At 70.0% G+C, this 14815-nt stretch carries 12 protein-coding genes; 5 read left to right on the top strand and 7 right to left on the bottom strand.

All coding sequences use genetic code 11. The annotated features are described in order from the left end of the window. Positions 1 to 90 precede the first annotated feature (90 nt). Genes P5G46_RS07200 through P5G46_RS07190 form a run of 3 tightly spaced genes read left to right on the top strand, consistent with a single transcriptional unit; the run spans position 91 to position 3484 of the window. The gene (locus P5G46_RS07200) at positions 91 to 1017 is read left to right on the top strand and encodes a carbohydrate ABC transporter permease (protein ID WP_408905341.1); all 927 of its coding nucleotides are present in this window, start codon (positions 91 to 93) and stop codon (positions 1015 to 1017) included. After that, entirely contained in the window at positions 1014 to 1892 is an 879-nt protein-coding gene (locus P5G46_RS07195) for a carbohydrate ABC transporter permease (protein ID WP_239276686.1), read from the top strand. The genes P5G46_RS07200 and P5G46_RS07195 overlap by 4 nt, the downstream gene beginning before the upstream one ends. Beyond that, on the top strand, positions 1889 to 3484 hold the full coding sequence (locus P5G46_RS07190; protein WP_408905340.1) for an alpha-amylase family glycosyl hydrolase: 1596 nt from the start codon (positions 1889 to 1891) through the stop codon (positions 3482 to 3484). The genes P5G46_RS07195 and P5G46_RS07190 overlap by 4 nt, the downstream gene beginning before the upstream one ends. A gap of 90 nt (positions 3485 to 3574) precedes the next feature. Here the strand turns inward: P5G46_RS07190 and galK are convergent, their stop codons facing one another. Further along, positions 3575 to 4726 carry a galactokinase gene (gene galK, locus P5G46_RS07185; RefSeq protein ID WP_408905339.1) on the bottom strand — a complete coding sequence of 384 codons (1152 nt, stop codon included), beginning with the start codon at positions 4724 to 4726 and terminating at the stop codon, positions 3575 to 3577. Continuing rightward, positions 4723 to 5898, bottom strand: a complete 1176-nt coding sequence (galT, locus tag P5G46_RS07180) for a galactose-1-phosphate uridylyltransferase (RefSeq protein WP_408905338.1) — start codon at positions 5896 to 5898, stop codon at positions 4723 to 4725. Before galT ends, galK begins: the two co-directional genes overlap by 4 nt. A 49-nt stretch (positions 5899 to 5947) precedes the next feature. Here galT and P5G46_RS07175 point away from each other — a divergent pair, with 49 nt between their 5' ends. After that, the gene (locus tag P5G46_RS07175; protein ID WP_408905337.1) at positions 5948 to 6907 is read left to right on the top strand and encodes a LacI family DNA-binding transcriptional regulator; all 960 of its coding nucleotides are present in this window, start codon (positions 5948 to 5950) and stop codon (positions 6905 to 6907) included. A gap of 113 nt (positions 6908 to 7020) precedes the next feature. Here the strand turns inward: P5G46_RS07175 and P5G46_RS07170 are convergent, their stop codons facing one another. From P5G46_RS07170 to P5G46_RS07150, 5 genes are all read right to left on the bottom strand, one after another. Next, positions 7021 to 8739 (bottom strand): glycoside hydrolase family 35 protein, encoded by a 1719-nt coding sequence (locus tag P5G46_RS07170; RefSeq protein ID WP_408905336.1) that lies wholly within the window; start codon positions 8737 to 8739, stop codon positions 7021 to 7023. A 13-nt stretch (positions 8740 to 8752) separates the two neighbouring features. Beyond that, a complete protein-coding gene (arfA, locus tag P5G46_RS07165) occupies positions 8753 to 10270 on the bottom strand; it encodes an arabinosylfuranosidase ArfA (protein ID WP_408905335.1) in 1518 nt (505 codons plus the stop codon). Between the two features lie 72 nt (positions 10271 to 10342). Continuing rightward, positions 10343 to 11683 (bottom strand): ABC transporter substrate-binding protein, encoded by a 1341-nt coding sequence (locus P5G46_RS07160; protein ID WP_408905616.1) that lies wholly within the window; start codon positions 11681 to 11683, stop codon positions 10343 to 10345. Between the two features lie 90 nt (positions 11684 to 11773). Further along, positions 11774 to 12703, bottom strand: a complete 930-nt coding sequence (locus P5G46_RS07155) for a carbohydrate ABC transporter permease (RefSeq protein WP_408905334.1) — start codon at positions 12701 to 12703, stop codon at positions 11774 to 11776. After that, a complete protein-coding gene (locus P5G46_RS07150) occupies positions 12700 to 13623 on the bottom strand; it encodes a carbohydrate ABC transporter permease (protein ID WP_375095176.1) in 924 nt (307 codons plus the stop codon). The genes P5G46_RS07155 and P5G46_RS07150 overlap by 4 nt, the downstream gene beginning before the upstream one ends. 110 nt (positions 13624 to 13733) lie before the next feature. On the opposite strand from P5G46_RS07150, the gene P5G46_RS07145 reads away from it, so the two are divergent. Then, the gene (locus tag P5G46_RS07145; RefSeq protein ID WP_375095177.1) at positions 13734 to 14780 is read left to right on the top strand and encodes a LacI family DNA-binding transcriptional regulator; all 1047 of its coding nucleotides are present in this window, start codon (positions 13734 to 13736) and stop codon (positions 14778 to 14780) included. Positions 14781 to 14815 lie beyond the last annotated feature (35 nt).

The following is a 14815-nucleotide window of genomic DNA, read 5'->3' as shown; positions in this document are numbered from 1 at the left end:
ACCACCATCGCCCCTCGGGCGACTCCCCCGGGGCCCGCCCGCCGGCCGACCTCCCCCCGCGCGCGGGTGCGCGGGCCCCGAGAGGGGGGAATGGCGAGCTTGCTGCTTTCGCCGACCTTCCTCGTGCTCGCCCTCGTGATCGCCTATCCGCTCTTGTCGGCGGTGTACCAGTCGCTGTTCGCGGCGGAGTCCGGCCTGGATGCCGACGGCTTCGTCGTGGAGGGTGAGGCGTTCGTCGGGCTGGGCAACTACGTCGACATCTTCGCCGGCGCCGAGTCCGGTCGGTTCTACAACGCTCTGTGGAACACCACGCTGTTCACTTTCGTGACGGTCGCGTTGGAGACCGTCATCGGTGTCGCGTTCGCCGTCGCCATGAACCGCGCCTTCCGCGGACGCGGATTCCTCCGCGCCGCCATCCTGATCCCGTGGGCGATCCCCACGGCCGTCTCGGGCCTGCTGTGGCGCTGGATCTTCCAGTCCAACGGCATCGCGAACGATCTCTTGAACACCCAGGTGCTATGGACGGCCGAGGGCTTCGCCGCGCAGGCCGCGGTCATCATCGCCGAGGTGTGGAAGACCGCGCCGTTCATCGGGCTGCTCGTCCTGGCGGGAATGCAGCTCATCCCCGAGGAGGTGTACGAGGCGGCGAAACTCGACGGCGCGAACGCGTGGAAGCAGTTCACCACCATCACTCTGCCGCTCGTGCGGCCGGCGCTCCTCGTCGCCGTCCTGTTCCGGATGCTCGACGCCCTCCGGATGTTCGACCTGCCGTTCGTGCTGATCGGGCCGCGGAAGAGTTCCGTCGAGACGCTGTCGATCCTCGCGTGGGACGAGTCGAACCAGTTGCAGTACGGCACGGCGTCGGCGTTCGCGATCATCCTCCTCGTGTACGTCGCCGTCATCGCGTTCGTGTTCATCCGCGTGCTCGGGGCCGATGTCGTGGGCGACGCAGACAAGCAGGAACGGAAGGCGGCCCGCAAGCAGGCCGCACGAGCAGCCAAGGAGGCGTCACGATGACCGTGTTCGCGGAAGCACCCCCCGCCGCGAGCGCCGCGCGCAAGCGGCCACGTCGCGTCGGCGGTACGATCGCCCGAACGGCGGGCATCGCGGTCGTCGCCGTCTACTGCCTCGCGCCCTTCTACTGGATGCTGGTCTCCAGCTTCCGCACCACCAACGACATCTTCGACACCTCGTTGCTGCCCACCACCTGGTCTCTCGAGAGCTACGCGCAGGTGTTCGACGCGTCCAACGACTTCGGCCGGTCGCTGCTGAACAGTCTCGTCGTGGCCGGAACGACGACGGTCCTGGCGCTCGTGCTCGGGATCTTCGCCGCCTACGCCATCGCCCGGCTGAAGTTCCGGTTCAAGACGGGCATCCTCGCCGTCATCATCGCGACGTCGATGTTCCCGGGCATCGCGGTCGTCGTGCCTCTGCTCCGGCTGTTCACCGACATCGGCTGGATCAACACCTACCAGGCGATGATCGTGCCCAGCCTGTCGTTCGCGATCCCGCTCGCCGTCTGGAACCTGACCACCTTCATGCGGCAACTTCCGTACGATCTCGAGCAGGCGGCCATGATCGACGGCTGCACGAAGTGGCAGGCCTTCACCAAGATCCTCCTGCCGCTCGCCGCGCCGGGGGTGTTCACGACCGCGATCCTCACCTTCATCCACTCGTGGAACGAGTTCATCATCGCCCTCTCGATGGCCAACGACCCCGCGATCCAGACGGCGACCGTGGCGATCTCGAAGTTCACCGGCGCGAGCGACTTCCAGGCGCCCTTCGGTGCGCAGATGGCGGCCGGAGTGGTCGTGACCATCCCGCTGATGATCATGGTGCTCATCTTCCAACGACGCATCGTCGACGGGCTCACCTCGGGCGCCAACAAGTGAGCGGGTGGTGGGACGACGCCGTCGTGTACGAGGTGTATCCCCGGTCGTTCGCCGATGCGGACGGCGACGGGGTGGGCGATCTACGCGGGATCATCGCGCGTCTGCCCTACTTGGCGTCGCTGGGTGTGGAGGGCCTCTGGCTGACCCCGTTCCAACGCTCGCCGCAGGAGGATCAGGGCTACGACATCAGCGACTACTGCGATGTCGACCCCCTGTTCGGCACTCTCGCCGACTTCGATGAGCTCCTGGCATCCGCGCACGCCCACGGACTGCGCGTCCTCGTGGACATCGTGCCCAACCACACGTCGGTCGAGAACCCGTTGTTCGAAGCGGCGGTCGCCGCGGGCCCGGGATCGCCCGAGCGTGACCTGTTCGTGTTCCGGCGTGGCCGGGGCGAGGCATCCGAACTCCCGCCGAACAACTGGCTCAGCGTCTTCGGCGGCCCCGCGTGGCACCGTGCCGCCCCGGGTTCGCAGACGGACCCCGAGTGGTATCTGCACCTGTTCTCACCGGGGCAGCCCGACTGGAACTGGGAGAACCCGCGCGTCGGCGACTACTTCGAGCGGGTGCTGCGTTTCTGGTTCGACCGCGACGTCGACGGCATCCGTGTCGATGTTGCGCACGGCCTGTTCAAGGCCGAAGGGCTGCCCGACTCGCCGACCGTGCCGACCGTCATCGACGGGCTGCGGTCGAACCCGCTCGCCATGGACCAGGAACCGGTGCACGACGTCTACCGGCACTGGCGACGCGTGGCCGACTCGTATTCGCCGAGCCGGTTGCTCGTCGGGGAGGTGAATCTGCCTCCGGAGCGGTCGGCGCGCTACACCCGGCCGGACGAGCTCCACCAGACCTTCGCGTTCGCCTTCATCAAGCTCGGGTGGGATGCCGCGAGCTGGCAGGAGGTCGGCGCGCAGCTCGCGCGTGTGCGGGACGAGACGGGCTCATCGCCGAGCTGGGCGCTCGAGAACCATGACATCGTGCGGACCGCGACCCGGTTCGGAGGCGGAGTACGCGGCCGGCGCCGGGCGAGGGCTGCGCTGGCGGCTCTGCTCGGGCTTCCCGGCGCCGTGTACGTCTTTCAGGGACAGGAACTCGGCCTGCCCGAGGTCGACGTGCCGCTGGCGGATCGTGTCGATCCGATGTGGCACCACGGGGGCGTCAGCCGTGACGGCGCGCGCATTCCCCTGCCCTGGTCGGCCGACGCCGACGGTGCGCACGGTTTCTCCCCCTCCACGGGGGAGCGGTCGTGGTTGCCGACGCCCGAGGGGTGGGGGCGCTTCTCCGTCGAAACGCAGGAGGGCTCGGACGATTCCAGTCTGGCGCTGTTCCGCCGGGCCACGGTGCGACGGTCCGACCTGCACGCGTCCGGCAGATTCTCGACCGGCGAGGGGGTGTCGTGGAGAGCGGACGACGGCGGCACCGCGGCGAGAGACACCCCCGTGCGCCTCATCGCGCGACGCAGCGGTGGGGTGAGCGTCGTCGTGGCGATGGGGGACGGCCCGGTCGTGCTGCCACCCGGCGAGCTTCTGTTCTCGTCGGAGCCGCTGATCGAGGGGCTGCTTCCGCCCGACGCCACCGCCTGGGTCGGCTGACGCCGCCCGCCTCAACGCGTGAGTCGCCAGGATTTGTCGCCCGCGATGACTCGCCGGCGACAAATCCTGGCGACTCACGCACCGGGGGTGTCAGGCGTCGCGGCGGGCGCCCTCGGACGGCGTCACCGTGAACACGTTCGGGGCGCGGAAGCCGGATGCCGCGAACGCGGCGTGCACCGCCTCGGTCGCCGCGGGGACGAGCTCGGTGGGGATCAGCGCGATCGCGGCGCCACCGAAGCCGCCGCCGGTCATGCGCGCCCCGAGCGCGCCGGCGGACAGGGCCGTCTCGACGGCGAGGTCGAGCTCGGGCACCGAGATCTCGAAGTCGTCGCGCATCGAGGCGTGCGACGCCGTGAGCAGGTCGCCGATCGCGGTCGGCCCGTCGGCGTCGAGGGCCGCCACGGTGTCGAGGACGCGCTGATTCTCGGTGACGATGTGGCGCACACGGCGGAAGGTCACGTCGTCGAGGATCTCCGCGGCGCGGGGCAGATCGTCGACCGTGAGGTCGCGGAGGGCCGGGACGCCGAACGCCGCCGCACCCTGCTCGCACGAGGCGCGGCGTTCGCGGTAGCCGCCCGAGGAATGCGCGTGCTCGACGAGGGTGTCGACGACGAGGATCGCGAGCCCGGCCTCGTCGAAGCCGAGGGCGACCGGCCGGGTCTCGAGCGTGCGGCAGTCCAGGAACGTCGCCGCGTCGGCCTCGCCCAGCATGGACGCCATCTGGTCCATGATCCCGGTGGGGGCTCCGACCGCGTCGTTCTCCGCCGTGCGGCCCACCCGCGCGAGCGCGATCTTGTCGAGCCCGGCGTTCCACACGTCGTTGAGGGCGGATGCCACGGCGCCCTCGATCGCGGCCGACGACGACAGCCCCGCGCCCACCGGCACCTCTGACGCGAGGGCGATGTCGACGCCGCGGGGGGCGGCATCCGGCGCCGCGGTGCGCAGCGCCCACGCCACGCCCAACGGGTACCCCGCCCAGTCGAGCCCGCCGGCGGCGATGCGGGCGTCGAGCTCGGCGAGCGACACCTCGACCGAGCCGGGGGCGAACGTCGAGCGCACACGGATGACGTCGTCGTCGCGGAGCGCGACGGCGGCGACCGTCCTCTGCGCGATCGCGAACGGCAGCACGAAGCCCTCGTTGTAGTCGGTGTGCTCGCCGATGAGGTTCGCGCGCCCGGGCGCGGACCACACCCCCACGGCGGGACGGGCGAGCAGGGCGCGGGCGTCGTCGACGGCGGTCATGCCGTCACCTCCGGAACGGTGTCGATGGCGGCGCGCAGACGGTCGGCCTGCGCCTCGGGGGTGATGTCGCCGATCCAGGCGCCCATGGCGGCCTCGGATCCGGCGAGGTACTTGAGCTTGTCGGCCGCGCGACGCGGCGACGTGATCTGCAGGTTCAGCCGCACCCTGTCGCGCGCACGCCCGACCGGAGCCTGGTGCCACGCGGCGATGTACGGCGTGGGGGTGTCGTACAGGGCGTCGATGCCCCGCAGCAGCCGCAGGTAGAACGGGGCGAGCTCGTCGCGCTCGGCATCCGTCGTCTCGGCGAGGTCGGCGACGTGCCGGTGCGGCAGCACGTGCACCTCGATGGGCCACCTCGCCGCGAACGGAACGAACGCGGTCCAGTGCTCGCCGCGCAGTACGACGCGCGGACCGGATGCCTCGAACTCGAGGATGCGCTGGAACAGGTCGGGGGAGGTGCGCGCGACGGTGTCGAGCAGACGCTGCGTGCGCGGCGTGACGTACGGGTAGGCGTAGATCTGGCCGTGCGGGTGGGGGAGGGTGACGCCGATCTCCTGCCCACGGTTCTCGAACGGGAACACTTGCCGGATGCCGGGAAGCGCCGACAGCGCCGCCGTGCGGTCGGCCCACGCCTCGATGACGGTGCGGGCGCGGGTGCGGGAGAGCGTGCCGAACGAGCCCTCGTGCTCGGGGCTGAAGCACACGACTTCGCACCGCCCGACGGAGGTGCGGGTGCGGCCGAGGCCCAGGTGCTCGAGGTCGTCGTCGTCGCGGGGCGGATCGATCGCCGCGGGGGCGTCGCCGGTGGCGATGTCGAGCGCGGGGCCGAACGAGGGGGATTTGTTCTCGAAGACCGCCACGTCGTAGCGCGAGGGGATCTCGGACGGATTCGTCGGCGTCTGCGGCGCCAGCGGGTCGAGGTGCGCGGGAGGCAGGAAGGCACGGTTCTGACGATTGGATGCCACGGTGATCCAGTCGCCGGTGAGCACGTCCTGCCGCATGGTCGCCGTCGTGGGCCGGGGGTCGAGCGTGCGGGCGTCGACGGAGCGCTCGGCGCCGAGCGTGGTGTCGGCGTCGTCGAAGTAGATGAGCTCGCGACCATCGGCCAAGCGCGTGGGGCGCTTGACGACTCCGGCGCCGAGGGTCACCGGCAGGGGGTTGTCCGTGTTCACGATAACACGCTACAGACCGGGCGTGATATCGTCAACACGAGGGGGTGGAATGCGCGTATCGATGGCGGATGTGGCCGCGGCGGCCGGTGTGTCCGCGCAGACGGTCTCGCGCGTCGCGAACGGCAGTCCGCGCGTGGATCCCGCAACCCGTGCACGCGTGGAGCGGGCCATGAGCGACCTCGGGTATCGCATGCACCGCGCGGCCCGCGCCTTGCGCACCGGGCAGACCTCCACCATCGGACTGGTTGTGTCGACCCTGGCATCCGTCGGCAACTCCCGCATGCTGCAGGCGATCTCCGAAGCCGCCGCGGCACGCGACTACGCGCTCGCGGTGGTCACGGTGGGGGAGCGCGACATCCGCGAGGCCTTCGCCCGTCTGCGCTCGCAGGGCGTCGACGGGGCCGTCGTGCTCAACGAGGCGACCGAGCTCGCCCGCGACGTCGACCCGCCGGGCGACCTGCATCTCGTGGTCGTCGACTCGCCGCCCGACGAGCGGTTCTCGATCGTGCAGACCGACCACGCGGCCGGTGCGCGCGCGGCGGTCGAGCACCTGCTCGCGCTCGGCCACGGCACCGTGCACCACATCGCGGGTCCCGCGCGGTCCTTCGCCGCGACCGAACGCGAGCGGGGATGGCGCGCCGCGCTCGACGACGCGGGGCGGCGAGTGCCCGAGCCCGTGCGCGGCGATTGGACCTCGGCATCCGGTCATGCGGCCGTCGCGGCGCTCGCGGACGCGACGGCGGTGTTCGTCGCGAACGATCAGATGGCGCTCGGCGCGCTGCGGGCGTTCGCCGATGCGGGGCGGCGCGTCCCGCACGACGTCGCGGTCGTCGGCTTCGACGGCATCGTGGATGCCGCCGAGTTCCGGCCCCCGCTGACGACCGTGCGGCAGGACTTCGACGCCCTCGGTGCGCGGGCCGTGCAGGCGCTCGTCGCCGCGATCGAAGGCGGCGCGCACGCCAGCGAGACGGTCCCCGCGGCCCTCATCGTCCGCGACAGCACCCGCTGAACTCCCGTCGCCCCGCGGCTTGCGCGCGTCCCCTCGGCGGCGGGGCGCAAATCGTGCACCGGGGCGGTCACCGAACGCCCCGGTGCACGGATCCCGCCCCGAACGCCCGGTGCCTACTCCTCGAGCTGCCCCAGCGACGGCTGGGCGACGAAACGGACCACGGGCTCCACGGCCTGCTCGAGCTCGAGCACGACGATCTCGTTCGCCCCGGCGCGCAGCACCGGCGCGGGGACGTACAGCGTCCGCTGCGGGACGCTTCGCCAGTAGCGGCCGAGGAAGAAGCCGTTCACGAAAGCGAAGCCCTTGCCCCACGCCGCCGTGTCGAGGAACAGATCGGCGGGCGCGTCGAGGTCGAACGTGCCCCGCAACAGCGACCGACCCGTCGTCCCGGCGCCGGTCCCCGCGGCGGATGCGAGGTCGACGGGCGTCGCGGTCCACCCGGTGAGCGGGGCGCCGTCGAGGGTCGCGCCGCCGATGAGGCCCTTCGCCTCGCCGAGGCGATGCCCGTAGTTCACGCGGCCCTGATCCTCGACGAGGACGGTGAGCCGCGTGCCTTCCGGGACCGCCAGCGCCCGTTCATGAAGCGTGCGGGAGAGACGTCCGACCGGCACGCCGTCGACGTGGACCCACGCGAGGTCCCGTACCTCGGCGAAGGCGAGAACGGCGCGACCGTCGAAGGCGGGGAGGTCGACGTCGTAGCGCACGAGAGGGCCGAGATACCCGAGCTCCTCGAACGTCGCGGGGTCGTCGGAGACGGCACCGGAGGATGCCGGCATCCAGTCGCCCTCGCCCGAGAGCGCCACGTCGAAGGTCGGGGCGTCCGGGCGCGCGCGGGGCGCCACCTCGGGCACCGGCGCGTACTTCGCGATGACGTCGCGGAACGCGTGGAACTTCGCCGTCGGGTGACCCGCCTCGTCGATCGGGGCGTCGTAGTCGTAGGACGTGACGATCGGGTCGAAGCGGCCCTTGTCGTTCGCGCCGTTCGTGGTGCCGAAGTTCGTGCCGCCGTGCACCATGTAGATGTTCACCGACGCTCCGGCGGCCAGCAGGACGTCGAGATCGTGGGCGGATGCCGCGGGGTCGGTCGTGTGGTGGATGCTGCCCCACCAGTCGAACCATCCGTCCCAGAACTCCGAGCACATGAGCGGACCGGTCGGCTGGTGCTCGCGCAGGGTCTCGAGGCGTTCGGCGGAGCGGGAGCCGAACGAACCGGTGAGGTGCAGCTCGGGGAGGCTGCCGTTCTCGAGCATCCACGGCATCGGCTGGTCGACGGTCGTCAGCGGCACCGTGATCCCGGCGTCGCGGGTGACGCGGACGAGCTCACGAAGGTAGTCCTTGTCAGAGCCGTACGCGCCGTACTCGTTCTCGATCTGCACGAGCACGACGGTGCCGCCGCGATCGATCTGGCGGGGCGCGACGATCTCGTACACGCGCTCCAGGTACTCCGTGACGGCGGCGAGGTACTGCGGTTCCGAACGGCGGAGACCGATCCCCGGGGTCGAGGTCAGCCAGACGGGCAGACCGCCGTTGTGCCACTCGGCGCAGATGTAGGGGCCCGGGCGCACGATGGCGTGCAGGCCTTCGGCCGCGACGAGGTCGAGGAAGCGTCCGAGGTCGTTCCAACCCGTGGCATCCCATTCGCCCCGCACCGGCTCGTGCGCGTTCCACGCGACATACGTCTCGATGGTGTTCAGGCCCATCGCTTTGGCCGTGCGGATGCGGTCCGCCCAGTGTTCGGGATGGATGCGGAAGTAGTGCAGCGTGCCGGAGATGACCTGGAAGGGTTCGCCGTCCAGCAGGAAGTCGGTCTCGCCGATGGTGAAGGTGGTCACGTTCTCTCTCGGGTCAGGAGGCCAGCTGCACGCGAACGCGCGCCCAGGCGAGCGGGGGGAGGGTGAAGCGCAGGATGCCGTCGACGACCTCCACCGCCAGAGACGCGGGGGCCACCGGCTCGGCGTCGGCGGAGTTCGTGGTGTGACGGTCGCCGCCCTCGGGGACGGTGAGCACGACGGCCTCGGCGGATGCCACTGGGCCGAGGTCCATCGCGACCTCGGTCGGGGTGTCGAGTGAGCGGTGCGCGAGGAAGACGTGGGCGATGTCGCCGTCGACGGTGGCGATGGCATCGACGGCGTCGACGTCACCGTGCCGGGAGGTGGAGATTCGCGCCCCGTCGACCTCGACGGGGACGACGTGGCCGGTCGCGGCCTCCGCGGTCAGGCGGAAGGGGTGGAACGTCGTCTGACGCCACGCAGGTCCGCCGCCGGGTTCGGTCCGGATGGGGGCGATGACGTTGACCAGTTGCGCGAGGTTCGCCATCGACACGCGGTCTGCACGGCGCAGCAGGGTGATCAGCAGCGAACCGACGACGACGGCGTCGGTGACGGTGTAGTCGTCCTCGATGAGGCGCGGCGCGACGGGCCAGTCTCCCGTGAAGACACGAGGCTTGTCGACCTCGTTCCAGCGCGTCTGGTTCCACACGTTCCACTCGTCGACGCTGATGCCGACACGTGCGCCATAGGGCGTGCGCGCGTCGACCTCGTCGATGATGTCGGCGACCTCGCCGATGTAGCGGTCGAGGGCGGCGCCGCTGGCGAGGAAGCTCTGCGGGTCGTCGGGGTCTTGCTCGTAGTACGCGTGGACCGAGATGTGATCCACGAGGCCCGCCGTGTGGCGGAGCACCGTGCGCTCCCAGTCGCCGAACGTCGGCATCTCGTGGTTGGAGCTGCCTGCGGCCACGAGTTCGATCGCGGGGTCGAGGAACCGCATCATCCGCGCGGTCTCGGCGGCGAGGCGCCCGTACTCGTCGGCGGTCTTGTGGCCGATCTGCCAGGGCCCGTCCATCTCGTTGCCCAGGCACCAGAGCCGGATGCCGAAGGGGTCGTCGCGTCCATTCGTGCGACGCCGGTCGCTCAGCGCGGTACCGGAGGGGTGGTTGGCGTACTCGAGCAGGTCGGCGGCCTCGACGACGCCGCGCGTGCCGAGGTTGACCGCCTCCATGACCTCCAGGCCCGCGGCATCCGCCCACTCGGCGAACTCGTGCAGACCCACCTGATTGGTCTCGGTGCTGTGCCACGCGGCATCCAACCGCACCGGACGCTCGGCGCGGGGACCGACCCCGTCCTCCCAGCGGTAGCCGGACACGAAATTGCCGCCGGGATAGCGCACGACCGTCGCGCCGAGTTCGCGGACGAGGGCGAGGACGTCGGCGCGAAAGCCGGATTCGTCGGCCGTGGCGTGGCCGGGCGAGTGGATGCCGTCGTAGACGCAGCGTCCCATGTGCTCGACGAACGTGCCGAACAGACGACGCGGAACCTCGGCGCCGGGGGTGCGCGGATCGATCGAGATGCGGGTGGGGGAGGTCATGCGGCTCTCCTGGAGCGGGAAGGGAAGGGGCGGGTCGCTCGCGCACGCTGCGACCCGCCCCCGATCATCGGCTTACTTGTTGACGGCGAAGCCCTGGTCGTTGCCGTACTGGACCAGCTGCTCCTGCCAGGCGGCGAGACCCTCGTTGAGGTCGCCCTGGGTGGCGTAGGCCTGACCCACGGTGTCGCCGTAGATGCTGTTCGCGTACACCTGGAACGGCAGGTAGCTCCAGCCCTCGCGGACCTCGCTCGATGCCTGCGTCAGCACCTGGTTGATCTTCTGGCCACCGAAGTACTCCGACTCCTGGTCGACGAACGCCGGGTCGCTCAGCTGCGCGGTCGTGGAGGGGAATCCACCCGACTCGGCGAAGATCTTCAGGCTCTCCTCGTCGTTGTTCAGCCACTTCAGGAAGCCCGCGGCCAGCGCCGGGTTCTTGCTCTGCTTGGTCACGGCCTGGCCACCGCCGCCGTTCTCGGCCGTGACGGGGGTGCCGTCGTACGTGGGGATCGGAGCGACGGCCCACTTGCCCGCGCCGTCGGGAACCGAGGACTCCAGCACGCCCGGCATCCAGGCGCCGATCACGAGCGAAGCGATCGAGCCGTCACCGAGGCCCTTGAACCACTCGTCGCTCCAGCTGGGGGTGTCGGAGAGCAGGCCGCCCTCGACGAGGCGGTTCCAGTTGTCGGCGAAGGTCTTCGAGCCCTCGTCCTGGAGGTCGATCGTGACGTCAGTGCCCGAGGTCTGGAACGGCGTGCCGCCGGCCTGCCAGATCATGCTGGTGGTGAAGCCGGAGTCACCGGTGTCGGCGGTGATGTACTTGGTGGGGTCGGCGGCGTGGAGCTTCTCGGCCGCGGCGACGTACTCGTCCCACGTGGTGGGGACGGCGATGCCGAACTGGTCGAAGACCTCCTTGTTGTAGAACAGGGCCATGGGGCCGGAGTCCTGCGGCAGACCGTAGATCTTGCCGTCGAACTCGACCGAGCCCCACGTTCCGGGGCTGTAGTCGCTGGCGAGGTCGCCGAAGCCGTAGGGCGCGAGGTCGAGGAGCGAATCCGACAGGGCGAACTGCGGGAAGGCGTAGTACTCGATCTGCACGACGTCGGGAGCGCCCGAGCCGGCCTTGATCGCGTTCTGGAGCTTGGTGTACTCCTCGGTGTTCGTGCCGGCGTTGACGTAGTTGACCTTCACGTTGGGGTACTTCTTCTGGAAAGCCTCGACCTGGGCCTCGGCCGACGGCGTCCACGACCAGTACGTGATCTCGCCGCCCTCCTCGAGCGCCTTCTCGATGTCGTCGGCGCTGCCGCCATTGCTGCCGCCTGCCCCGCCGCCGGAGCAGGCGGTCAGGGCGCCCACCGAGAGCGCGGTGGCGGCGAGAGCGAACACGGCCCGCCGCGCGGCGTTGCGCTTGCGCATGAATGTCATCGGGGTTCCTTCACTTCGTTGTTGTGGATGGTGTTGCGGGATTCCGGGGCGGGACGCACCGGGTTCGGGAGGGAGTCGAGGTCACTGCTTGACGCTTCCGGCGCTGAGGCCGGACTGCCAGAAGCGCTGCAGGACGAGGAAGGCCGCCACGATCGGGATGATCGAGAGCAGGGCGCCGGTGATCACGAGGTTGTAGATCGGCTGGGCGCCGACACCCGTGGCCTGCGCGTTCCATTGGTTGAGGCCGACCGTGAGGGGATACCAGGCCGGGTCGCTCAGCATGATGAGGGGCAGGAAGTAGTTGTTCCACGTCGCCACCACCGCGAACAGCAGCACCGTGACGATGCCGGGGGTGAGCAGTCGGATGGAGATCGTGAAGAACGTACGGAACTCGCCGGCGCCGTCCATTCGCGCGGCCTCGAGCAGCTCGGTGGGAATGGCATCCGTCGCGTACACCCAGATGAGGTAGAGGCCGAACGGGCTGATGAGCGACGGGATGATGATCGCCCAGGGGGTGTTCGTCAGGCCGAGCTGGCTGAACAGCAGGAAGGTCGGCACGGCCAGAGCCGTACCGGGGACGGCGATGGCGCCGAGAACGACCGCGAACACGGCCTTGCGTCCGCGGAAGTTGTACTTCGCCAGGCCGTATCCCGCGAGCGTCGCGAGCAGCGTCGCACCGCCGGCGCCGACGACGACGTAGAGCAGGGTGTTGCCGAGCCAGCGCAGGAAGATGCCGTCCCGGTAGCTGAGGGTCTGCGCGATGTTGTCGAAGAGGGCGAAGCTGTTGCCGGGTCCGAGGCCGAATGTGGTGAACAGATCGGGCTGGGTCTTGGTCGCGTTGATGACGAGCCAGAACAGCGGCACCAGGGTATAGAGCAGGTACAGACCCATCACGATGCTGAGAACGAGCGACTTCCTGCTCTGGGTCGGTGAGGTGCGCGCGAGGCCACGGCCGGAGCGCGCCGTGGTGACGGAAACGGTGTCGGTGCGGGGTGCGGTCGCGGTGGTCATCGCGCCTCCTGACGTGAGCCGCGCAGCTGCACGACGTAGGCGATGACGGCGGTGATGACGCCCATGATGATGGCGACCGTGGCCGCGTAGTTGTACTGCTGCCCCGCGAACGAGAGGTTGTAGGCGTACATGTTCGGCGTGAAGAACGTCGTGATGGTGTTGGGCGCCAGGGGCTTGAGGATGTTCGGCTCGTTGAAGAGCTGGAAGCTGCCGATGATCGAGAAAATCGTGGCGATCACGACGGCGCCGCGAACGGCGGGGATCTTGATGGAGAAGATCGTCCGCCAGGCTCCCGCGCCGTCGATGGATGCCGCCTCGTAGAGCTCACCGGGGATCGTCTTCAGCGACGAGTAGAAGATGAGCATGTTGTAGCCGACGAACTGCCACGTGACGATGTTGCCGATCGAGACGAGCATCCACTCGGGGACGAACGGCTGGATGACGGATCCGCCGAGCAGGTCGTTGAGGTTGCGCGTGAGGCCGAACTGGTCGCCGTAGATATAGCCCCACATGAGGACGGCGACGACGGCGGGAACGGCGTAGGGCAGGAAGATGACGATGCGGTAGAACCCCGCGGCGTGCAGGCGTGCGCTGTCGATCGCGAGCGCTGCCGCCAGGGCGAGCAGCAGCATGATCGGAACCTGGACGACGAGGAAGAGCGAGACGCGGCCGAACCCGTCCCAGAACTTCGGGTCGCTGAAGGCCGCGGCGTAGTTGGCGAAGCCGACGAAGGCGTTACCTCCGATGAGCTGGTCGCGGAAGAGGCTCAGGTACAGCGAGTAGGCGAGGGGGGCGAGGAAGACGAGAGCGAAAACGATCGCGAAGGGGGCGACGAACAGCCAGCCGCGGTCGTCGATACGGGCGCGCCGCCGACGGCGCGGGGTGCGCAGGGCGGGTGGGGGTGCCGCGGTGGTCGTCATCGTCCGATTGCCTCTTCGTTGGTGCGCATCTCGGTCGGGTCGCCGCGATGTTGACGTAAACATACCCAGCGACCGCTAGCATGTCAACGTCAACATCCGAGGGGGCAGACATGAGCGAGACGACGACGGTGTCGAGCCCGGCGGCAGGACGCGGGCGGCGTCGCGAGGTGTCGATGGCCGATGTGGCCGCGGCTGCCGGCGTGTCGGGGCAGACCGTGTCACGCGTCGCCAACGATCGCGCCAACGTCGATCCCGAGACCCGTCAGCGCGTGCTCGATGCCATGGCATCGCTCGGCTACCGCCCGAACAGCGCGGCGCGGGCGCTGCGTTCGGGACGCTTCCGCAGCATCGGCGTCATCATGTTCTCGCTGAGCTCGTACGGCAACACGCGCACCCTGGACGCGCTCGCGTCGGTGGCCGCGGCATCCGGATACTCCATCACCCTCATCACCGTGCAGTCGGCCTCGCAGTCCGACGTGTCGGGGGCGTTTCTGCGTCTGCGGGAGCATGCCGTCGACGGCATCGTGATCCTCATCGAGACGCACCGGCTCGGCGAGAACGAGCTGTCGATCCCCTCGGGGCTGCCGGTCGTCGTGGTCGACTCGAGCGCCGACTACCCCTACGCCGTGGTCGACAACGACCAGGCGCAGGGAGCGCGGCTGGCCACGGAGCATCTGCTCGACCTCGGTCACGAGACGGTCTGGCACGTGTCCGGACCGCCGGAGTCCTTCGCCGCGGAGCGGCGGCGCGTTGCCTGGCACGCAGCGCTGGAGGAGCGTGGATGCCGCGTGCCCCCGCCGCAGATCGGTGACTGGACCGCCGAGTCCGGGCATCGGATCGGCGCGGTGCTCGCCCAGGACCCGGAGGTGACGGCCGTCTTCGCGGCCAACGATCAGATGGCGCTCGGGGTGATCCGCGCGCTGCACGAGGCCGGGCGCGCGGTTCCCGGTGACGTGAGCGTCGTCGGCTTCGACGACATGCCCGAGTCGGCCAACTTCTGGCCTCCGCTCACCACCGTGCGGCAGAGCTTCGGCCGGGTCGGCGAGGAGGCCATGAGCGCGCTCATCGCCGACATCGAGGGGGTCGGCGGCACGCACGCGCGCACGCTGGTCCCCACGTCGCTGGTCGTGCGCCAGAGCTCCGGTCCGCGCGGCTGAGTTAGGGCCCGCGCGGCCGCGCTCGGAGGCGGGTC

The organism is Microbacterium mcarthurae (assembly GCF_046064585.1).
GTDB classification, from domain to species: Bacteria; Actinomycetota; Actinomycetes; order Actinomycetales; family Microbacteriaceae; genus Microbacterium; species Microbacterium mcarthurae.
This window is presented reverse-complemented; position numbering and strand designations above follow the sequence as displayed.

Bases quoted from the DNA above. Each gene is read 5' to 3' on its own strand.
- P5G46_RS07200 (WP_408905341.1), top strand. From the start codon at position 91: ATGGCGAGCTTGCTGCTTTCGCCGACCTTCCTCGTGCTCGCCCTCGTG.
- P5G46_RS07195 (WP_239276686.1), top strand. From the start codon at position 1,014: ATGACCGTGTTCGCGGAAGCACCCCCCGCCGCGAGCGCCGCGCGCAAG.
- galK (WP_408905339.1), bottom strand. From the start codon at position 4,726: ATGACCGCCGTCGACGACGCCCGCGCCCTGCTCGCCCGTCCCGCCGTG.
- P5G46_RS07175 (WP_408905337.1), top strand. From the start codon at position 5,948: ATGCGCGTATCGATGGCGGATGTGGCCGCGGCGGCCGGTGTGTCCGCG.
- arfA (WP_408905335.1), bottom strand. From the start codon at position 10,270: ATGACCTCCCCCACCCGCATCTCGATCGATCCGCGCACCCCCGGCGCC.
- P5G46_RS07160 (WP_408905616.1), bottom strand. From the start codon at position 11,683: ATGCGCAAGCGCAACGCCGCGCGGCGGGCCGTGTTCGCTCTCGCCGCC.
- P5G46_RS07155 (WP_408905334.1), bottom strand. From the start codon at position 12,703: ATGACCACCGCGACCGCACCCCGCACCGACACCGTTTCCGTCACCACG.
- P5G46_RS07150 (WP_375095176.1), bottom strand. From the start codon at position 13,623: ATGACGACCACCGCGGCACCCCCACCCGCCCTGCGCACCCCGCGCCGT.
- P5G46_RS07145 (WP_375095177.1), top strand. From the start codon at position 13,734: ATGAGCGAGACGACGACGGTGTCGAGCCCGGCGGCAGGACGCGGGCGG.